This is a genomic window from Cerasicoccus arenae (genome assembly GCF_014651635.1).
GTDB lineage: Bacteria > Verrucomicrobiota > Verrucomicrobiia > Opitutales > Cerasicoccaceae > Cerasicoccus > Cerasicoccus arenae.
Genome location: NZ_BMXG01000001.1, coordinates 142,949 through 163,023 on the forward strand (window position 1 = coordinate 142,949; position 20,075 = coordinate 163,023).

General features: G+C 52.6%; 18 protein-coding genes. 4 read left to right on the forward strand and 14 right to left on the reverse strand.

Going from position 1 to position 20,075, the window contains the following annotated elements; genetic code table 11:
• Positions 1–38 precede the first annotated feature (38 nt).
• From IE065_RS00660 to IE065_RS00670, 3 genes are all read right to left on the reverse strand, one after another.
• Positions 39–1,634, reverse strand: a complete 1,596-nt coding sequence (locus tag IE065_RS00660) for an FAD-dependent monooxygenase (protein ID WP_189510771.1) — start codon at positions 1,632–1,634, stop codon at positions 39–41.
• Complete coding sequence (locus tag IE065_RS00665) at positions 1,627–2,571, reverse strand: glycosyltransferase (protein ID WP_189510775.1); 945 nt, start codon at positions 2,569–2,571, stop codon at positions 1,627–1,629. The genes IE065_RS00660 and IE065_RS00665 overlap by 8 nt, the downstream gene beginning before the upstream one ends.
• 97 nt (positions 2,572–2,668) lie before the next feature.
• The gene (locus tag IE065_RS00670) at positions 2,669–3,490 is read right to left on the reverse strand and encodes an AraC family transcriptional regulator (protein ID WP_194499991.1); all 822 of its coding nucleotides are present in this window, start codon (positions 3,488–3,490) and stop codon (positions 2,669–2,671) included.
• Between the two features lie 65 nt (positions 3,491–3,555).
• On the opposite strand from IE065_RS00670, the gene IE065_RS00675 reads away from it, so the two are divergent.
• On the forward strand, positions 3,556–4,572 hold the full coding sequence (locus tag IE065_RS00675; protein ID WP_200163149.1) for a phytanoyl-CoA dioxygenase family protein: 1,017 nt from the start codon (positions 3,556–3,558) through the stop codon (positions 4,570–4,572).
• 96 nt (positions 4,573–4,668) lie between these two features.
• Positions 4,669–5,544, forward strand: coding sequence for a glutamate--tRNA ligase family protein (locus tag IE065_RS00680; protein ID WP_229792028.1), 876 nt, complete (start codon positions 4,669–4,671; stop codon positions 5,542–5,544).
• Between the two features lie 117 nt (positions 5,545–5,661).
• Here IE065_RS00680 and xylA read toward each other — a convergent pair whose 3' ends face one another.
• On the reverse strand, positions 5,662–6,969 hold the full coding sequence (gene xylA / locus IE065_RS00685) for a xylose isomerase (RefSeq protein WP_189510783.1): 1,308 nt from the start codon (positions 6,967–6,969) through the stop codon (positions 5,662–5,664).
• A 148-nt stretch (positions 6,970–7,117) separates the two neighbouring features.
• Here xylA and IE065_RS00690 point away from each other — a divergent pair, with 148 nt between their 5' ends.
• A complete protein-coding gene (locus IE065_RS00690; RefSeq protein WP_189510786.1) occupies positions 7,118–8,239 on the forward strand; it encodes a substrate-binding domain-containing protein in 1,122 nt (373 codons plus the stop codon).
• Here the strand turns inward: IE065_RS00690 and IE065_RS00695 are convergent.
• The 9 genes from IE065_RS00695 to IE065_RS00735 form a co-directional block, all read right to left on the reverse strand.
• A complete protein-coding gene (locus IE065_RS00695) occupies positions 8,236–9,327 on the reverse strand; it encodes a Gfo/Idh/MocA family protein (protein ID WP_189510789.1) in 1,092 nt (363 codons plus the stop codon). The two genes, IE065_RS00690 and IE065_RS00695, sit on opposite strands and share 4 nt — an antisense overlap.
• An 18-nt stretch (positions 9,328–9,345) precedes the next feature.
• Positions 9,346–10,500, reverse strand: a complete 1,155-nt coding sequence (locus IE065_RS00700; protein WP_189510792.1) for a Gfo/Idh/MocA family protein — start codon at positions 10,498–10,500, stop codon at positions 9,346–9,348.
• An 18-nt stretch (positions 10,501–10,518) separates the two neighbouring features.
• Positions 10,519–11,934: a glucuronate isomerase gene (gene uxaC / locus IE065_RS00705; protein ID WP_189510795.1), complete on the reverse strand. Its 1,416-nt coding sequence runs from the start codon at positions 11,932–11,934 to the stop codon at positions 10,519–10,521.
• Between the two features lie 11 nt (positions 11,935–11,945).
• The gene (locus tag IE065_RS00710) at positions 11,946–12,728 is read right to left on the reverse strand and encodes an SDR family NAD(P)-dependent oxidoreductase (RefSeq protein WP_189510798.1); all 783 of its coding nucleotides are present in this window, start codon (positions 12,726–12,728) and stop codon (positions 11,946–11,948) included.
• 87 nt (positions 12,729–12,815) lie between these two features.
• Positions 12,816–13,913, reverse strand: a complete 1,098-nt coding sequence (locus IE065_RS00715) for a sugar kinase (RefSeq protein ID WP_189510801.1) — start codon at positions 13,911–13,913, stop codon at positions 12,816–12,818.
• 17 nt (positions 13,914–13,930) lie between these two features.
• Positions 13,931–14,575 carry a DUF2959 domain-containing protein gene (locus IE065_RS00720; RefSeq protein ID WP_189510803.1) on the reverse strand — a complete coding sequence of 215 codons (645 nt, stop codon included), beginning with the start codon at positions 14,573–14,575 and terminating at the stop codon, positions 13,931–13,933.
• A gap of 9 nt (positions 14,576–14,584) precedes the next feature.
• The gene (locus tag IE065_RS00725) at positions 14,585–15,676 is read right to left on the reverse strand and encodes an Ldh family oxidoreductase (protein ID WP_189510807.1); all 1,092 of its coding nucleotides are present in this window, start codon (positions 15,674–15,676) and stop codon (positions 14,585–14,587) included.
• 59 nt (positions 15,677–15,735) lie between these two features.
• Positions 15,736–16,716: a phosphoglycerate dehydrogenase gene (locus IE065_RS00730; RefSeq protein WP_189510810.1), complete on the reverse strand. Its 981-nt coding sequence runs from the start codon at positions 16,714–16,716 to the stop codon at positions 15,736–15,738.
• 83 nt (positions 16,717–16,799) lie between these two features.
• Positions 16,800–17,873: a LacI family DNA-binding transcriptional regulator gene (locus IE065_RS00735; protein ID WP_308437492.1), complete on the reverse strand. Its 1,074-nt coding sequence runs from the start codon at positions 17,871–17,873 to the stop codon at positions 16,800–16,802.
• A gap of 120 nt (positions 17,874–17,993) precedes the next feature.
• Between IE065_RS00735 and IE065_RS00740 the strand changes: the two genes are divergently transcribed.
• A complete protein-coding gene (locus tag IE065_RS00740) occupies positions 17,994–19,241 on the forward strand; it encodes a tagaturonate epimerase family protein (protein WP_189510818.1) in 1,248 nt (415 codons plus the stop codon).
• Here IE065_RS00740 and IE065_RS00745 read toward each other — a convergent pair.
• Positions 19,238–19,981 carry a magnesium transporter CorA family protein gene (locus IE065_RS00745; RefSeq protein WP_189510821.1) on the reverse strand — a complete coding sequence of 248 codons (744 nt, stop codon included), beginning with the start codon at positions 19,979–19,981 and terminating at the stop codon, positions 19,238–19,240. The genes IE065_RS00740 and IE065_RS00745 overlap by 4 nt on opposite strands.
• Between the last annotated feature and the right edge of the window lie 94 nt (positions 19,982–20,075).

The window sequence follows — 20,075 nt, forward strand, 5'->3', positions numbered from 1 at the left end:
GAATTAAAGAGGCCATCATTTCAGGCATGCCGCTTACTTCATGCTATCTTGGCGACAGATTGTAGCAACTCACGAACTCCATTTCTCTCAAGCGTTTGGACACGCGCCGCCACGTAACCATCGGGACGCACCAACACCGCTCCATCACTCTGAACACCATATTGAGTCATGAAATCCGGATGATCAACGACATGTAGTTCAGTTGATAACATACCTTTGAGCGGCCAATTGGAATCGTCTAATGCCGCTTGCCAGCCCGCGCCATCTGGGCCAGTCAAAAGCACGAATCCCTGGCCAAATAAATCGAGCGTAGACTTGCCTTCAGTCAACCAGAGATGCGGTGCCCGACCCCCTGGACGACCACTTGGCGTGTAGTCATTGAGTGGATCCGCGAGAGATGGAGCAGGTGTTCCATCATCAACGAATGCCCCGCTCGTATATGCGACTCCCAAATCTTGCCCAAGCATTCCTCCGGCTCGACGACTTTGCCCGATTTGTTCCTTCGCACGGTCCCAATCTCCGCGTAGAGCACATTCCACAATGCTGTATATTTCCATGAAGTTACGGTTGCTATTTTCCGAAGAAAATTTCGCGGCATCAACCCGCTCAGCTTCATATGAGTCAAGCAATGCCTCCGGCGCATCTCCCTTAACGACAGCAGCCAATTTCCATGCTAAATTATGTACGGCCTGCAACCCTGTGTTCATACCAAGACCACCACTTGGCGAAAGGCGAGCAGCCGAATCTCCGACCAGAAAATGTCGCCCCTTCCGCCAAGCCAAGGCAATCTTCGGACTCATCACCCAAGGCTGCATCGAGATAACTTCCACTGGCGTATCCGGCATCCCGGAAGCGCGTTTGATCAATTCCACCATGCGCGATTCGGAGTATTCTCCAACGCTTTCGCCATCCTCCAAGAAATGATGCATCAGCCAGAGGTCCTGACCATTCACGGTGACGAAAAACTCCATAAAGTCCTCCCCCAATGCATTGTAAAGCAGCGCCTTCCGCTGCGCTAATCGTGCACCGTAGTTTGCACGAAAATAGGTATTGATGAAATGCCCCATGTCGCCGGGACCATCGACAGCAATCCCCAAACGCTCGCGAATCGGGCTACGCGCTCCATCGGACGCGATCAAATATCGGCCCGTCACGGTGTACTCCACATCCGTTGCCCGATCGACACAAGTCACCGTAACGCCGTCAGCAGTTTCTTCAGTCGAAGTAACTTCTCGATAGTGCCAAAGCGTGGCGCATTGGTGCTCATTAACCAAGCGGGCAATTACCGCCTCAGTATGCGGCTGAGGGCAATGAAATCGTACACAAGGGGTATAGACCTCTGCACCTTCAACGATTGGCGTGCGGCCTAAAATTTGACCACTCAAGCCCTTGGACCAAACGGTCAAATCATAATCTCCGTGCGCGGAGACATCTGCCGCACGCATGCGGTCATAAAGACCTAGCTGACGATAAATTTCGCCTGTGCGCCGCATGATCCCCATCGCCTTTGGGTGAATCGATATATCGGGGTGGCGCTCGATGACGAGACTCGTCACCCCATAGCGTGCCAATAACAACGAAGATAACAAGCCACAGGGGCCGCCGCCAACAATGATGACGTCGTAATCATTCATCTGATAAATCCTCCAGTAATTCCTTTAGTACATAACGCGGGCGCTGCTGCACGCATTGGTAAGCTCGGCCAACATATTCCCCGATCAGCCCGATACCGACCATACAGACACTCACCAGGAAAAACAGAATACCAAACAGCGTGAACAAACCGCCCTCTTCCGGGCCAATGATCAAGCGCCGCAAAGCCAGCACGATAACCAACGCCAAGGAACCGCCCGCACACAGCATCGAAAACAGCGTGAACAACTGAAGCGGCACCAGCGTAAAGCCTGTAACCAAATCGAAGTTTAATCGAATTAGCTTATAATAATTATATTTGGACTCACCTGCTGCCCGCTCCGCATGAACTACCTCCACTTCGCCTGGCTTGGCGGCAAACTTATAGGCCAACGCAGGGATAAAAGTCGCCCGTTCGCCGCTACGCGATATCGCATCGACAACACGGCGGCTGTAAGCACGCAGCATGCACCCCTGATCACTCATGCGGATATCGGTCGTCCATTCACGCATGAAATTAATCAGCTTGGAGGCATAACGACGCCCAACACTATCTTGTCGGTTTTTGCGTTTGCCGCCCACTGCATCAAAACCCTGGTCGTAAAGCGCTAGCAACTTCGGAATCTCCTCGGGCGGATTCTGCAAGTCTGCGTCCAAGGTAACAATCACCTCACCACGTACGCGCTCAAACGCGGCCATGATTGCCATATGCTGGCCGAAGTTGCCATTAAAGTCGATCACACGAACTGTGCGCGGACGTTGCTCATAAAATTCGCGCAATAGTTCTCCGGATCGATCACGCGAGCCATCATTCGTGAAAATAACCTCCCAAGGGCGGCCATCCTTATCCATCGTCGCAGTCAGGCGATCGAACAGAGCCGCGAGGTTGGCCTCTTCGTTGTAAACCGGAATAACGATCGAACAATAAATCTTCGCCATGTGCAGGTCATTCAGCCAGAGGCAGAATAGAGGTTAAAGGTTAAAGTTTAGGGTTAAAGTGATTGAATGGCATCTTAGGACAATTACGCCCGGCTGCCTATCCTTCTTTATTTTTTTGTTCGTTAAGTTCAATCGCCCAAAACCTCTTGCGGTATTGGCTGGGCGGCACGCCATGAGCTTGCTTGATCAGCCGCGAGAAATGATAGGGCGACGGAAAACCGCAGCGATCGGCAATCTCCTGTACTTGTAGGCCAGTCTCCCGCAAGAGACGTGAACCAGCCTCCACGCGAATTTGCCATAGACGCCGTGTGGGCGTCACGCCGAGATGCTCACGAAAGAGCCGAATCAGATGCGGCTTGCTAACGCCCGACTGCCTCGCAATCAGGTCCAAAGTTAATTTCTTGGCGAACAACTGCGTCATCGTGCATTGCGCACGTAAAACGGCCGGCGGCAGATGCCCATCCTCCGATTCAAGTAATCCAGCTGAAAGCAGGGCCTCTTCAACGATCGCACGGCCAAGTGCTCGGCGCAAATTACCATCATTGCTAGGAGATTCGCGGGGGCATTCAATTGCGAGACTCGCCAGTGTTCGCATGCGATCAGTGAATGGAAATGCGCGCATAACGCCGCCAGCCTGCATTGACCAAGGGGGGGGGTGATGAACGCTCAGCAAGTCGACCCAGCCGTGGCAAACCTGCTCATTCGGGTCAAAGTGAATCCGGTAAGTCACTCCCGGGATCAAAAATAGCGCCTCTCCTCCGTGGAATCCGCGTTCGGCATCGTCACCTATAATTCGCACTTGGCCGTTGTAAAAGTACACCAACTGCAAATGAGGCTGCTTGCGTGGCCCAAACTCGCCGCGCTCACCATAGACAACGTCACCTACTATATTTGGCTCAATATCCACAAGAATGCTCATATTAGACAAATATATGATTACTGCAGCCATGGATTTCCAGTCTAAAACATGGTATGCTGATAGCCATGATTACCAGCTCTACTCACTCCGGATATTTCACCGTAAACGAGCTCGGCGACGAATCGACTGCCTTTTACCGCGAAAACGGCTTCATCGTGCTAACCGACGCCTTCAGCGTGGATGAAGTGGATGAACTCCGCCGTGACGCCGTGGCGATTTGCCGGGGCGACTACGGAACGCTCAGCCCTCAGGGCAATCACATGCACCAGGATCAGCCATCCGACGCGCCCGACTTCACCAACATGAGCGACGACGAAATCATCGCGCAGTTCCTGTGCATTCATTTCCCACACAAGGCTTCCGCAATCATGAAGCGCGCCCTCACCCACCCGACCGCCGTGCAAGCGCTAACCGCGATCATCGGGCCCAACGTCAAATGTATGCAGTCCATGCTTTTCATCAAAGCCTCAGGCAAGCCTGGCCAAGCCTGGCACCAAGACGAATATTTCATCCCCACCCGTGACCGTTCCTTGGCAGGCGCGTGGATCTCATTGGACAACGCCACCGTAGACAATGGTTGCCTTTGGGTCATTCCCGGTTCTCATCGTTCGGGCGTGCTCTGGCCAATGTATCCTCACAACAAGTCCGAATACGACTGTGCGGCAGAGGCTTATAATTTCCCCTACTCAGACGAAGACGCGGTTCCGGTCGAAGTCCCCGCGGGTGCCATAGTTTTCTTTAACGGATATTTACTGCACAAAAGCCTGCCCAATCGTAAAACTTCTGGCTTCCGACGCGCATTGGTTAACCACTACATGAGCGCTGAAAGCTTACTGCCTTGGGCTCGCTCGGAAACCCAAGTAGCGATTGGCCATTACGATAAGCGCGACATCGTCATGGTTGCCGGCGAAGATCCCTACGCCTATAAAGGCACCGAGGACATCGCAAAACCCACAGTCCGCTCAGCGGGTGAAGGTGGCTGTGGCGACGGCCGGATGAGCAAGGAAGAGTTCCTCAAGCGTCAGGCCAAAGAAAAGGCCAAGAAAGCCTGCAATTGCGAATCGAACGACAGTGGCAGATGAGTTGAGGACGCCTAGAGAGAAAAGGTAAAGAGGAATTGTAGACGCTTCACTGAAAAGTGATTGTTGCAGTCGCTTATCCACTTTAACCTTTAACCTTTGAACATTAAGCCCCCACCATACGTCGGTCGTCTCGCTCCCACCCCCACTGGATATTTGCACCTCGGGCATGGGCAGACTTTTCACACCGCATGGAAACGCGCGCGGGAAGCCAATGGGACATTGATCTTCCGCGAAGAAGACTTGGATAAACTGCGCTGCAAAGCAGAATACGCCGATGCCGCAGTTGAAGACCTACGTTGGCTAGGGCTTGATTGGGATTATGGGCCAGATGTTGACGGTCCACATACTCCCTACCGTCAAAGCGAGCGCACCGCGCACTATCTCACCGCATGGGAAAAACTCAAAAATGCTGGCTGGATCTACCCTACGGACCGCTCCCGCCGAGAGCTGCGCGAAGCAACTGAGAACGGCTTGGCACAACAGGCACCAACTGACGACGACGAACAAGACGGCGAAGCAGTCTTCCCGCCAGCATGGCGCCCTGCCACCAACGAAGCGAATGACGCGACCGAGCCCGGCGTTATAAACTGGCGATTCCGCGTTCCGGATGGCGAGTCATTGTCCTTCGTTGATGGGCACTGTGGATTGCAAACGTTTACGGCGGGGGAAGACTTTGGTGACTTCCTTGTCTGGCGGAGAGACGGCATTCCTGCCTATGAGCTGGCCGTCGTCGTGGACGACATTGCGATGGGCGTCACCGAGGTCGTACGCGGCGCTGACCTACTCCGCTCAACAGCACGCCAGTTACTCATCTATCGCGCTCTAGGCACCAAACCTCCTGCATTTTATCACTGCCCGCTTGTGCGGGACGAGTCCGGCCAGCGTCTCGCCAAACGCAACGACAGCCTGAGCCTCCGCGCCCTTCGTCAGCAAGGCGCAACTCCGAAAAAACTACTCTTAGCCGAGCAATAACCGCTCTCTAGATTCCTATTCAGCAAGCCAACCCCACACAGCAATCTGCTTCCCCACATTGAACAAGCTACTAATTTTTGCGCAGTGCGCAAAACTCCCGATCCAACGGGACGTTGGCTAGATGAACTCGTTGATTAGGTTTTCAAGGTATTCTTGGCGGCCAGAGGATTGCGCTGGATCGCCGTTTTCCAAGGCAAAGGCCTCAAGTTCGGCAAAGCTTGCCTGACCCGCTTGAACCTTCTGCCCCAGCTCGCCATCCCACGAAGAATAACGTGCCTTAATGAAGTCACTGAACCGGCCATCTTCCCGAATCGCATGAGCGATCTTGAGGCCACGCGCGAAGGCATCCATGCCACCAATATGGGCGTGAAAGAGGTCAACCGGCTCACAGGATTCACGGCGGCGCTTGGCGTCAAAATTCAAACCCCCTGTCGTGAAACCACCCATATTCAATAGAACCAGCGCGGTCTGCGTGGTCAGGTAAATATTCGTTGGAAACTGGTCCGTGTCCCATCCAACATTGGCCGTACCGTCGTTGGCGTCGATCGATCCAAGGGCGTTCGCATTGGCCGCGACCGTTAGCTCGTGCTCCATCGTGTGGCCCGCCAACGTCGCATGATTGGTTTCTATGTTGAGCTTGAAATGGTCGAGCAAATTGTATTCGCGAAGGAAATTCAAGCATGCCGCAGCGTCTGAATCATATTGATGCGTGGTGGGCTCCTGCGGCTTCGGCTCAATGTAGAACTGGCCTGTGAAGCCGATTTCTTTTTTGTAGTCGACGGCCATGTGCAGAAACGCAGCGAGGTGGTCCAGTTCACGCTTCATGTCAGTGTTCAGCAAGGACGAATAACCTTCGCGCCCACCCCAGAAAGTGTAGCCCTCGCCACCGAGCATGTGAGTAACCTCCATGGCTTTTTTTACCTGAGCGGCAGCATATGCATACACTCCAAGCGATGGCGAGGTCGCCGCGCCATGCATATAGCGTGGGTTCACGAATAGGCAAGCTGTGCCCCACAAAAGCTTCTTCCCTGTCCCCGATTGCAACGAGGAGAACTCATCTGCGATTGCATCCAGATTTGCACGGGACTCCGCGATAGTCTTGCCCTCTGGAGCGATATCGTAGTCATGAAAACAATAGTAATCGAGCTGGCATTTGGTCAGAAATTCAAAAAACACATGTGCCCGCTTTTTCGCATTATCGATCGACGCGCTGCCATCATCCCACGGCATTTGCATCGTGCCGACACCAAATGGATCCGCCCCCGCCCCACGCATTGTGTGCCAATAGGCACACCCGAAGCGCAAGTGGTCACGCATCGACCTGCCGCCCACGAGTTCGTCGGCATTGTAGTGCTTGAAGGCAAGCGGGTTCTTGCTCTTAAGGCCTTCGTATTGAATCGCGGGGACGTTGAAGTAATCAGACATTTAGCTTGTTGGGTTGAAGTTATATCTGGAATTTATTTTAGCATAATATCGAATCAAATCACACCGTAAAATGCGGTAAAGTTTTGTTGTTTTACGACATCGCAAGGTTATATTTAAGACAATGCCGAGCCAACGAATCGCTCTAGTGATGTCCGACGTTTTTGTCCGACGATTAGCCCCCGGACTTGCGCCATTGGTCGTCGCCGGGCGCGATTTCTGGACCGTCGATGTCCTGCGACCCATCTCGGAGCTAAAGCAGATCCTGCGAAAATGGGCCCCACAGGGTATCATCACTGAATCGCTGCCACGCGTCACCAAGGCATTGGTGGAACTGGATCTACCCACCGTTATTGTCGACTCCGATGTTTGCTACCCTGGCGTTGTTAGCCTCGATGTAGACGACTACGCCATTGGAGTAAGAGCGGCCAATCACCTCCACCAAGCAGGCCACCAAAGCTTTGCCTGCTATTTAAATCGCACCCCTTACGCTGAACAACGAGGCCGTGGATTCATCGAACGACTGGAAACACTCGGCTTTAGCTGCAAAATTTATCGTCAACAACAGCATGAGGCCAAGCACTATGCCGAGCACTGGCTACACCAAGAAGCGTCATTCACCGTTTGGCTAAATGGCCTGCCAAAACCAACAGCTCTCTTTGCTGCGCATGATCCCATGGGCCGAGCCGTTTGTGAGATTGCACGAAGCGAGGGCATCAGCGTGCCAGAATCCCTCAGCGTGCTGGCCGTCAACAACGATGAGATCATTTGTAGTTTAAGCTCCCCCCCCCTCTCCAGTATCGCGGCACCCTGGGAAGCATTAGCGCAGCAATCCGTTTTCTGGCTAGAGCGTGTGATTAGCGGAGCCCCCCCCCCCACCGAGCCAATTTTAACGCCACCCGGAGAAGTCGTTGACCGCCAATCCACAAGTCTACTCGCAATCGACGATCCGCTACTAGCCAAAGCGATACAGATTATCCGCGAAGAAGCGAGCCAAGGACTTGGCGTCAAGGAACTGACGGACATGCTCGGCGTGAATCGGCGCACGCTGGAAAGACGTTTTCAGGAGCGGCTCCAACGCTCACCACGTGCTGAAATTATGCGTGTCCGGATGTGCGAAGCCCGTCGCCTATTAGCGGAGACGGACTTGAGCATGCCATGGATTGCTGAGCGATGCGGATTCTCCAACGCTGAACGATTCTGCGTGGCCTTTCACCTCCACGAAGCAAAGACGCCCACGCAATTTCGCACGAGCGTCCGAAGAGGCACTTAGCGATTACCCTCAGCGATAGCTTGCGCCCGGAGTGACAACTCTGCCGCCGCAAAGGCGTGCACCTGCGACATTGCCTTTTCCGTACGATTCAAGCAATCGAGAATCAGTTGGCCAAAGAATGGGAAACCAACCTCACCTGACACCTTTAAGAGCTGTTCGCTTTGCTGATCCGCCAAGATGATCACATTACCCTCGTTGGAGCGCCCTGCATCGAAATACTTGCGAATTTCAATCGTGCCTTTCGTCCCCGTAATGAAGGTCCGTCCGTCGCCCCAACCACGTGCGCCAGGAGGAGAGAACCAGTTAACCCGAGAAAAACAGGAAACGCCGTTATCCAGCTTAAGCACTGCCTCGCCAATGTCTTCCAACTCGGGCTTATCCGAATTAGCCAGATTATCGACGCGTGCGTGCAGCACTTCGCCACTTAGTTGACGTGTGTAATGAAGGAACTGGTCAAACTGATGCGAAGCAATGTCCGTCAAAATTCCACCGTATTGATTCTTATCGAAAAACCAATCTGGGCGACTAGCCTTATTCAGACTGTGCGGCCCAAAAATCTCCATGTGGACGATGTCGCCAATGGCACCGTTCTGGATAAGCTCGTCAACATACCAAGCCGACTCGACGTGAACACGCTCGGAGTAATAGACCATGTATTTTTGGCCAGTCCGAGCAGCGGTTTCACGTGCTTGATCGAGCTGCTCCAGAGAAGTGAAGGGGCACTTGTCTGTGAAATAATCTTTGCCCGCTTCCATTACACGGCAACCAAGTGGGCCGCGTAGATTTGGAATTGCAGCCGAGGCTACTAAATGTACGTCATCGTCCTCCAGAATGCGATCAAGCGAATCAACAATTTCTGCTTGGGGATGCTTTTCCTTCAAACCATCAACCTTTGAAGCGTTGGCCGCATCCGGCTCGTAAATGTATTTCAAAACGCCACCAGCCTCAGTGAGACCGTTGACCTGGCCCATTATATGACCGTGGTCCAAATGAGCCGCTGCAATAATGAATTCACCCTTTTCAACAACTGGCTTTGGCTTAGCCGCTGTCGGGGCATAGTTCATGCCGTCTTTCTTTTGCTGTGTCATGCTAAAGCTATTTGCGAGTTATCGACTAAAGGAACCAGACATATCTACTGCACCGGCCTTTTCGTCAGTCTTTTTAACGTGAGTTGAGTTGGCGATGAGCTTTTTAAGATGCGCCTCATAAGCCTCGGCATCGATCGGCAGCTCAAGTGTAGTATCCGTAAAGCTAGAATAAAGCATCGCGTTAGCAAGCTCTACAGAGTGGATGCCTTCCGAGGCTGGTGCGACAAGTTCCGCGCCGTCAAGGATCGCAGCAACAAAGTTCTTCATGATCCCAACATGCTGTTCACCGAAGCCTTTCGTTGGAATCGAAATATCCCAAGTTTCCGGCTTAGCGAAAGGCTTATCGGTCTCGTTGGAGAACTCCGTCGCTTGTTTCTCATTACGCGTCCACTTGATGCCTTCACCCTCAATAACGACTTTGCCCTGTTCAGCGGCCACTTCCAATCGGTTCGTGCCAGGAGCCTCACCAGTTGTCGTGATAAAGACCCCGGTTGCGCCTGATGGATATTTGAGATAAGTCGTTACATCATCATCGACTTCAATGTCATGATAACGCCCAATTTCACAGTATGAACGCACATGTGTTGGCATGCCGAAAAGCCACTGCATTAGGTCAAGCTGGTGAGGACACTGATTCAGCAGCACGCCGCCACCCTCCCCTTCCCAAGTAGCGCGCCAGCCACCGGAAGAGTAGTAAGTCGCCGTACGGAACCAATCAGTGATGATCCAATTGACGCGATTGATGCGCCCTAATTGGCCACTGGTAATGAGTTCACGCAGTTTGACGTAACGCGGGTCGGTACGCTGATTGAACATTGCCGCGAAAACCTTGCTCTTGTCTGTATGGGCAGCAATGAGGCGCTCGCAATCTGCTTTGTGCACGGAAATTGGCTTCTCAACGAGCGTATGTAGGCCAGCCTTCAGTGCCGCAATTCCAAGCGTCGTGTGCGAGTAATGCGGCGTGGCAATAATAACCGCGTCGATCTCTCCGCTATTGATCATTTCCTCACCATCGGAGAAATGCTTTTGATCGGGAAAACTTTCCAAGCGCTTCGGGTCCGTGTCACACAGGGCGGTGAGCTTGGCGCGTGGCACGTCACCAGCGATAAGTTTTTTCGCATGATTGGAACCCATGTTTCCAATGCCGATAATGCCGATTCTTACTTCGTTCATGATACTTAGGAGTTGAGATTATGCTGGAATTTGAAATCCGAAAAAATTCGCGGCATTGCCATAGCAAATCTTACGAACCATCGGTGAGTAGAGTTCCCACTCGTCGGGAATTAGTCCCTTTTCGACATCGTTGCCGATCAGATTACAGAGTATACGGCGGAAATATTCATGCCGTGGATAACTGAGGAAACTGCGTGAATCCGTGAGCATGCCGACAAAACGGCTCAATAGCCCGAGGTTGGATAGCGCATTCATTTGCCATTCCATCGCCTCTTTCTGATCCAAGAACCACCAGCCACTGCCAAACTGAATCTTGCCAGCAATCGACCCGTCCTGGAAATTGCCCGCCATTGTTGCCATTAAATAGTTGTCCGATGGATTAAGATTATAGATGACGACCTTGGGCAAGGTGTCATCGAGGTCTAGTCGGTTCAAATAATTACTTAGCGCACGCCCCTGCGAATAGTCGCCAATTGAATCAAAACCAGTATCTGGCCCGAGCTTTTTGAAAAGGCGTGTGTTGTTGTTGCGCATTGCGCCGACGTGAAGCTGCTTGGTCCAGCCCTTCTCAGCATCAAGCTGACCGAAATAAACCATGAGATTACTGGCAAACTCAGACGCCTGTTCAGGTGCCACCTGGCTGCCGCCACGAGCATGATCAAAAATAGATGCTGCACGCGCGTCATCGACAAAATCATCGAAGCACTTTTCTAAACCGTGGTCCGAAAGGCGTCCACCGAGCGAATGGAAAAAATCATGGCGCTGCTTCAGCGCATCCTTGAGCCCTTGAAAGCTACCAGTATCGATGCCTGAGACAGCAGTCAGCTTATCGCACCAAGCATTGAAAGCTTCGGTATCGTCGATCTTTAGCGCTTTGTCCGGACGGAAAGTCGGATACATCGCCGTGGTCACGTTGGGGTCCTTCGCCGCAGCTTGATGATGCAAAAGCTCGTCTGTCGGGTCGTCAGTCGTGCAGACCACCTTCACCTGAAACTTCTTCAAGATGCCATTGGCCGAGTAATCGTCTTGTGCCAGCAATGCATTAGCGCGCTCCCAAATAGCGGGCGCGGTCTTTTCATTAATTAGCTCCTCGATACCGAAGTAGCGCACCATTTCCAAGTGGCTCCAGTGGTAGAGCGGGTTGCGCAAAGTGTCGGGCACGGTCTTACACCATGCAAGAAACTTGTCGTAGTCACCAGCATCGCCAGTGATCAGTGATTCATCGATGCCATTAGTCCGCAGCGCACGCCACTTATAGTGATCGCCACCCAACCAGATATCCGCTAAGTTACGGAAGCGGCGATCATTCGCGACATCTTCCGGCGGCAGGTGGCAATGATAGTCGATAATCGGCTCGTCCTTGGCAACTTCGTGATAAAGCCGCTTCGCCGTTTCGCTTTGCAGGAGAAAATCTTCGTGGATAAATTTAGGCATGAAGGGGGGGGTTAAATGGTCATTGAAGCGTAACCACCATCGACGAGCAATTCATGGCCAGTGATGAACGAGCCTGCATCAGACGCGAGTAGTAGAGTGGCACCAACGAGCTCACGTGCTTCGCCGAAACGCTTCATCGGCGTATGCCCCATAATCTGGCCAACGCGCTCCTCAGTCAGCACCTTACGATTCTGCTCTGCTGGGAAAAATCCGGGGACCAGTGTGTTAACACGAATATTCTGCGTGGCCCATTCTCGTGCTAGATTCTGTGACAAGTTGTGGACTGCTGCCTTTGAAGCTGAGTAGGTGAAGACGCGCGAAAGTGGCTTAACTCCAGACATCGAACCAACATTGATCATGCTGCCGCCCTGCCCCCGTTCGACAAAGTAGCGACCAAACACCTGACAAGTCAGGAATACGGCCTTGAAGTTAACATTCATAATCTTGTCGAACTCCGCCTCTTCAATCTCAAGGAACGGCGTTGGGCTATTCACACCCGCCCCGTTGACCAGAATATCAATCTGGCCACTTTTCTTCAGGACACGGTCAAGCAGATCCTCCAGTGCTTCCTTAGAGCCCACATCACAGGATTCAAAGTAGCTTTTTCCATGAAAGCGGTGCAATTTCTGTAAACGAGCTTGGGCTTTTTCTTCGCTTCGACCAACGAGGACGACGGTGGCACCGGCACCAGCAAGACCCTCAGCCATCGCACCACAGAGTTCACCCGTGCCACCAATGACAACAGCGACTTTTCCCTGTAAAGAAAAGAGATCGGAAAGATATTCGTTATTCATAAATATGTGAATCAAAAGTTGGTTTGCACATCGATTCTCCACCCTACGGCATAGAAACTGATCGACTACAAACCTCAGAGTTTGTCTTTAGCGCACAACGCGGGCACCGCCGCCAGACATGATTTTCTCCACTTCCTGTTTGCTGGCCATGGAAGTATCACCAGGAGTGGTCATCGCAAGCGCACCATGAGCAGCGCCGTAATCAACTGCCTGCTGAGCATCGTTGGTCGTGAGGAAACCATAGATCAAACCGCTGGCGAAACTGTCTCCACCGCCAACGCGGTCCATAATTTCCAGTTCAGGATAAGACTGTGACTCGAAGAACTCGCCATCGTGCCAAGCAACCGCGCCCCAGTCATTGATGGTCGCAGTTTTTACGGCGCGAAGCGTTGTGGCAGTCGCCTTGAAATTTGGAAATTCCTTGATCGCGGACTTAATCATGTTCTTGAAAGCATCGATTTCGATACTGGAAATGTTCTCGTCTACGCCCTCGACTTCAAAGCCTAGGCAAGCGGTGAAATCTTCTTCGTTGCCGATCATGACATCAACATACTTCGCAATTTCACGATTCACTTCCTGACAACGTGCATGACCGCCAATGCCCTTCCAGAGGGAAGGACGGTAGTTGAGGTCGTAGGAAACAATGGTGCCGTATTTCTTCGCAGCCTGAACCGCTTCGATAACTGCATCAGGTGTAGTGTCACTGAGTGCAGCAAAGATGCCACCAGTATGAAACCAGCGAGCGCCACATTTCCCAAAGATGTAATCCCAATCAACATCACCAGGTTTCATCTGGCTAGCAGCCGTATTACCACGGTCAGGCGCACCCACTGCACCACGAATACCGAAACCGCGCTCGGTGAAGTTCAACCCATTACGAACAGTGCGGCCAATACCGTCATACTCTTTCCACTGCAGGAACTGAGTGTCTACCCCCCCCTGCATAATAAAGTCCTCAACTAGACGGCCAATCGGGTTATCTGCAAATGCGGAAACTACGGCCGTCTTAAGGCCGAAGCAGCGGCGCAAACCGCGAGCCACATTATATTCGCCGCCCCCTTCCCACGCAGTGAACTGGCGAGTGGTATGCACACGCCCTTCGCCGGGATCGAGGCGGAGCATGATTTCACCGAGTGAAATTTCGTCGTAGAGGCATTCGGAGGCAGGTCGTAGGTCAATAGCCATGGGTGTATTATTTCGTTTTAGTTCTTCATTTGAGCGATGAAAGTCTCGGCCTCTTCAATCGCGGTGTTCATTTCGTCGATTAAGGCAGCGACATCGCGCTCGACCGTCGTCACTTCATTCTTAAGTGATGCGATGGCTCGGGCATTTAAATTGTGTTTCAGGAAAAGCACTTGGTCGCCAAATGCAGTCAACACGGGTTCCATTTTCTGTTCGGCGCGTTGCATTGCTGCAATCAGGCGATTGTATTCACGGCGTGTTTCGCGCAATTGAGTCTGGCTTGCACGACGCAAGTCTTCGCGGGAATATTCATTGAGTTCCGCTTCCCACTCACGGAACAGCGATTCAGCAACATCTTCAACGGCGGCAATTCGGTCACGAACAGCCTCGGCGCGAGACTCGCAGTCCTCGTATTGGCCTTTGAGTTGATCGTAACGCTTCTCCAGCTCACCGCCGTCAACCTTTACCGTCGCACGGAAGGCCTCCAGCGCGTCTTCGAACTGTTCCTTTGCCTCTTCTTGGCTTTCTTGAGCCGCTTCTACACGGTCTACAAGCAACTCGCGCTTGTGGATACCCACCTGCTCAAGAGCTCCATAATACATGGTGGAACACCCCGCAAAAAGCAGAGCGGCTGAAAAAACAATGACTGAAATAATACGCTTCATACTGAGGGTCTACACTGCCGTTTTAAAGTCGGCAATACTCCAGCGTGAGACTCCACATTCGTCTGCAAGTTCGTTAAATCCTTCAATTTCTGCCGATGAGAACAGCAAGCCACCATTTTTCGTTGTGCGCGCGGCCGCTTGGGCTTCGATTTGACCAGGCAAAATGCAATCTTCGTTTCCGGCACCGAGGATATCTCCCAGCACAGCCTTGATGTTCTCTGCTGAAGTCCGACCCAAGGCGAAATCGCCCGCAATCGCATCCGGATGAATCACTTGGAAATAAAATGCTGGCGTATGTTTTTCTTCGGGCTGCTGGCTCCAACGCGAACGTAAAGTCGGTAAACTCCCGCCAATAAACCCTGCCATAATTTCATTGATGAGGGACAATCCATATCCCTTGTGAGCGCCAAAAGTAGTCAGCGCAGCAACCGCCTTGGGGTCGGTGGTTGGCTGGCCATTAGCATCCACAGCAGCACCTACGGGCAATGGTTGGCCTTCTCGGGCAAACTGCTGCACACGCCCCATCGCAATAACGCTCGTTGCCCAATCAATGACGACTGGGAAACCGACTGCGTCCGTTGTTGGGAATCCCCATGAATGCGGATTCGTGCCGAGTGTGGGTGTTTTACCCTTAAACGGTACGACTTCAGCAAGTGCGGCGGTGCAGTTGGTATAAGCGATATAACCACGGCGAGCCGCATCCATTACGTAACCGCCACCCCAAAGGTAATGAAATGCATTATCCACCGAAACCTGCCCGATCCCATATTCATCAGCGAGCTGGATGGCCGTTTCAATTGCATCATATGCCGTTGCCTGACCAAGTTTACGATTGGCATTCCAAACCTGTGAAGCGGCGAATCGTCCAGCCTTTTTTTCGATCGTTGCACTCGGCTTACAGCCACCGGCACCTGAACCAAAAAGATGATCAAGGTGCAACGCCTTCAGCGCATTGTGCGTACGAATACCATGCGTGCTGGCGTAGGACGAAAATTTCGCGGCGGCGGCGGCCTCAGCATCATCAAAGCCACGATTTAAATACGCGGCGGCAACGAGTGCATTGTGCTTTTCTTCGGGGACGATGTAGAATGTTTCGCTCATGCTAAAATAAATCGAATTGGGATAGTTAAAAAAACAGGCTTCTTGAACAGATGGATGAATCAGATCATGGCTGCAGGGATGGGGGCCTCATTGACTTGAGCCAATGGTTTTTCGCCCTTCAGCATATTGATTAGATTTTCTGTGGCCATCATGGCCTGACGAACGACCGACTCGTAAGTGCGACTGCCGATGTGCGGCGTGACAATACAGTTTGGTGCCTTCAATAAAACGTGATCAGCCGCTGGCGGCTCTTCGTCTAGCACGTCTGCACCATAGCCAGCAATTTTCCCGCTGGCGAGTCCCGCCGCCATATCAACTGAGTTCACTAACTCACCGCGAGCACAGTTGATGATGACCACACCGTCCTTCAGGTTTGGTATCGAACGCGCATCAATCATGTCGCGTGTTTCCTCAGTTAAGTTTGAGTGTAGGCTCAGAATGTCCGCCTGACGGAAAAGCTGTGTCAAACCACTGGCGCGTTCGATGTCGTTTGCTTCCGCAAACTCGACTGGCCAGTAAACATCGTAGGCAATCACCTTGAGGCCAAAGGCTTTAGCGCGAAGAGCAACTTCACGCCCAATTCGGCCGAGGCCAACGATCCCAATCGTCTTGCCCATAATTTCGTGGCCAGTCATACGCTTCCAAACACCTTCGGCACAATAGTTTGCCTCTTCCACAAGATGACGGAACAGCGCGAGCATTAGGGCGAAGGTATGCTCTGCCACCGTCGTGTGATTAACACCAGGGCAGAAGCTCAGCGGAATGCCCATTTCGGTGCAGGCTTCGACATCGATTTTATCCACACCGATGCCATACTTAGAAATGATTTTGAGCCGCGGAGTCGCCTTATCCAGAACAGCACGAGTGATGACATCATCTCCACAAAGGAAGGCGTCAAAATCACCCGCAAGTTCCAACATGCGCGCTTCGCTGAGCGGGCCGCGTTCGAGGACAACCTCTGCGCCGCTACTAGCGAGCAGGTCATGGTGTGGACCAGGGATGTCTTGGTAAGACGTTGTAGAGAGGAGGATACGAATCATGATCGGAGGCAGTTAAGAAAAATTTTAACTTACACGTGTAGGGTTGAGTCAAGGAAAAAGAAAAAAATCCGAGGAAAATGCGATTACGAATGAGGTTCCGCCGTGGAATTTCGAACAATCAGTTTTGGCTTAATTAATTTGCGAGAAGACTTGGCGTTAGATAAATTTCCATCAGCCAGCAACTCGACTAAACGAGCTGCAGTCTGGCACATCAAACGCTCCGCGCATTGATCAATGGTGGTTAGTGTCGGCTTCATATGATCACATATATCAAGGTTATCATAGCCAACAACAGAGACATCGCGGGGAGTCTCCAACCCCGCCTCCAGCAGTCGGTTAATCGCCCCAATCGCAACCCTGTCATTAAGCGCAATGATTCCTGTAGGCAAAGGCTTTTTCGAGCTGAGCATACGCTCAACGAGCTCGCGTCCATAGTCATAGTTATGCACTGCTTGACTAGGGTTAAAAAGCTGCATCGCATCCTTCTTGATATCGATCTTCAATCGCCGGCAATGCTTCTCGAAGGCTGGCCAACGGAATGCGCCGTATGGATTACCCGGGTCGATCCCCAGCACTGCAAATCGCCGATGCCCCAAACCATATAGATGATCAAGCACCAGCCGCATCGAATGCGGACGGTCAATTGACAGCTGTTCGCCACTAACTTGCTTCTCCGGATCTACCCAAATGATCGGCTTGCCCTGCCAAGCAGTCAGAGCAGTGTCCTCTTGCGTCAACATCGAGCCAAGCAGCACAGCCCCTTCGGCCTGCATGGATAAAAAATTTCGCAGCGCGGCACGCTCCAGTTCACGATCGCCGTTGGTCAGCTCAATCAACGCGTGGTAACCAAACTCACGCAAAGCATGCTGCAAAAGGGACACCTTTCGCGCAAGAATCGGCGACTCCAGCTCCTGAAAGCAAACGCCCACAATACCGGTTCGCCCGCCACGCAATCCGCGAGCTAGCGTATTGGGCTGGAAGCCAACTTCGGCCATTGCTGAGCGTACCCGCTCAACGGTCTCAGGCAATACACCAGGGTGACCATTAAGGACACGCGAAACCGTCCACCTGGAAAGCCCTAAATGACGAGCAAGGGCTGCGGTTGTACCGACTGAACTGGGAACTTTTGGGGGCAAGACAACAGGTTGATTGATCAATTAAAATTGCAAGAAATGAGAATCGCGTGGTAAATACCACTTGACAACGTGGCCAAATCCAACACGTGTAGGGTCATACGTCAACTGTAAAAAACTCTAAGCGTTTAACACGATAATTACATGAATAACGAAACCCCCGTCACTCTCGGATTAAAGAAATCATTTGGCTTCGGCGACCGCCTAGGCCTCGCTGGCCCCGGCCATTTGGCAGCCCTAAAAGGCAGTGATTTCGCTGGAATTATCGCGCAACAGTCAATCCGCGAAATGACTCGCACCAACCGCACCCCGGAACAAGTGATGAAGGCTGCGCAAACCGCGATTGCCGCCGCTGACTTCGCCCAGCCTTGGGGCGCGGATGCAGACCACCTGAAGTGCGAAGCCGATGTCCAATGGACCGCCGAGGCGGGGTTCTGTTTTTTCACCATCGACCCAAGCGAACATGTCGTAAACGAAGCCGATGACATGGCCGAGGACGCGTTGAAAACTGGCGTTAGCCAACTCCTCGACAACCGTGTTTTTGATGACGCATCTTGGGAGAACGCCTATCTCGACGGCGAGTGGGACATCGGCACCCGCAAACTGAAATTTGACAAGGAATCACTCTATCGCGCAGCCGTAAAATACGGTCATGCTGTGGCGCATTGCGAAACCATGGCGGGCTTCATCGCCAAGCATAACCTCAATAAACTTTACGAAATCGAAGTGTCCGTCGATGAGACCGACGCGCCGACTTCGCATCTGGAGCACCTGTTCTTCGCGCTTGAGCTGCGCCGTCGCGGCGTGACCGTGGTCAGCTTGGCTCCACGATTTATTGGTCAGTTTGAAAAGGGCATCGACTACAAGGGCGACATCAAGGCATTTGAATCCGCCCTAGAAGACCATGTGGCCATCGCCAAGGCGATGGGGCCTTATAAAATCTCGATCCACAGCGGCTCGGATAAATTCTCGATCTACCCAAGCATTGGCCGCATCTGCGGTGACCTGCTCCACGTGAAAACCGCAGGCACCAGCTACTTGGAAGCGTTGCGTGTGTTATGCCGCCAGAGCCCTGCACTCTTCAAGGAAATCATTGCTTACAGCGCTGGTCGCTTCCCTGAGGACAAAGCCAGCTACCACATTTCAGTGACCGATGACTGGGTCGCTGGTCTCGGTGTAATCGAGGCCGATGAAAAGCTATTCCTTGACGAAGACTTTGGTCGCCAGTTGCTCCATGTCACCTTTGGGTCCGTGCTAACCAAGGGCGTTGCCGCCGATGGGAAGCCATTTAAGGAAGGCATCCTCAATGTGCTCGAAGCCAATACAGACCTGCATGCCGAGCTTCTAGAGAAGCATTTGGGCAAGCACATTAGCCTGCTCAATGCGGGCTAAGGCCCGGGGGACTTCGGCACCTTGACCACCCAGCCCTTCAGGGCGAGGCCAGTGACGATGCCCACAAAGAACACGCCCCAGAAAACAAAGGGTGATGTGGACTCGAATCCGTGCTGCAAATTCATCCCAAAGATCGTCGCGATGGCGGTCAGCGGGAAGAAAACTGCGGCCAGGATGTTCAATCGATGCTGGGCTTCGACGGCCTTGTTTGCTTGAGCAACCTGCTCTTCGGCCTTCCGCGCAATGTGGTAGTCCATCGCCATTTTGGTATCGCCGAGTAACAACTCGAAATTCCGGCTAAGCTCGTAGGAACGGTCACGTAGTTCGATCAAAAAACGATCCTGCTTCACCTGTTCACGAGCGGCCTGCAAGGCGGATGCTGTATTGGCGACAGCGCGTTGGACTGGTAGTAATTCCTCAACGAGCTTGAAGTAATCGTCGGCCCGCTTGGCTTCTTCGTAGAGTGCCTCCATGGCTTTCAGCTTGGACTCATAGTTATCGAGAAAGGCGCGTAACTGGCGGTCGCCGTTATCCTGACCATTGCACTGGATTTCGCCACTAGGCTTGCGCCAAAAGACCTTTGCCTGGCGGGTGATGTCGTCCGCCTTGGGGGGCTCGTGCACGATTATTAGCAAGTGGCCATCTTCGAAAATGATTCGCTGACGGCCATAACTTGTGTCGCCCAACCGTGACTCGATCGCGGCGGGCAGTTGCCATTTGTATTGGGTGCGAGTGATCACGGCCTAACCGATGTAGAACTCTCCCCTCTTTGGCGAGTCGTATTTTTTGCTCAGGACGACTCCGGGGGGGGGGGGGGGGGGGGGGAAAAAAAAT

Coding starts and splice junctions, on each gene's coding strand:
- IE065_RS00660 (WP_189510771.1), bottom strand. CDS start 1,634: ATGAATGATTACGACGTCATCATTGTTGGCGGCGGCCCCTGTGGCTTG.
- IE065_RS00665 (WP_189510775.1), bottom strand. CDS start 2,571: ATGGCGAAGATTTATTGTTCGATCGTTATTCCGGTTTACAACGAAGAG.
- IE065_RS00670 (WP_194499991.1), bottom strand. CDS start 3,490: ATGAGCATTCTTGTGGATATTGAGCCAAATATAGTAGGTGACGTTGTC.
- IE065_RS00675 (WP_200163149.1), top strand. CDS start 3,556: ATGATTACCAGCTCTACTCACTCCGGATATTTCACCGTAAACGAGCTC.
- xylA (WP_189510783.1), bottom strand. CDS start 6,969: ATGTCTGATTACTTCAACGTCCCCGCGATTCAATACGAAGGCCTTAAG.
- IE065_RS00690 (WP_189510786.1), top strand. CDS start 7,118: ATGTCCGACGTTTTTGTCCGACGATTAGCCCCCGGACTTGCGCCATTG.
- IE065_RS00695 (WP_189510789.1), bottom strand. CDS start 9,327: ATGACACAGCAAAAGAAAGACGGCATGAACTATGCCCCGACAGCGGCT.
- IE065_RS00700 (WP_189510792.1), bottom strand. CDS start 10,500: ATGAACGAAGTAAGAATCGGCATTATCGGCATTGGAAACATGGGTTCC.
- uxaC (WP_189510795.1), bottom strand. CDS start 11,934: ATGCCTAAATTTATCCACGAAGATTTTCTCCTGCAAAGCGAAACGGCG.
- IE065_RS00710 (WP_189510798.1), bottom strand. CDS start 12,728: ATGAATAACGAATATCTTTCCGATCTCTTTTCTTTACAGGGAAAAGTC.
- IE065_RS00715 (WP_189510801.1), bottom strand. CDS start 13,913: ATGGCTATTGACCTACGACCTGCCTCCGAATGCCTCTACGACGAAATT.
- IE065_RS00720 (WP_189510803.1), bottom strand. CDS start 14,575: ATGAAGCGTATTATTTCAGTCATTGTTTTTTCAGCCGCTCTGCTTTTT.
- IE065_RS00725 (WP_189510807.1), bottom strand. CDS start 15,676: ATGAGCGAAACATTCTACATCGTCCCCGAAGAAAAGCACAATGCACTC.
- IE065_RS00730 (WP_189510810.1), bottom strand. CDS start 16,716: ATGATTCGTATCCTCCTCTCTACAACGTCTTACCAAGACATCCCTGGT.
- IE065_RS00740 (WP_189510818.1), top strand. CDS start 17,994: ATGAATAACGAAACCCCCGTCACTCTCGGATTAAAGAAATCATTTGGC.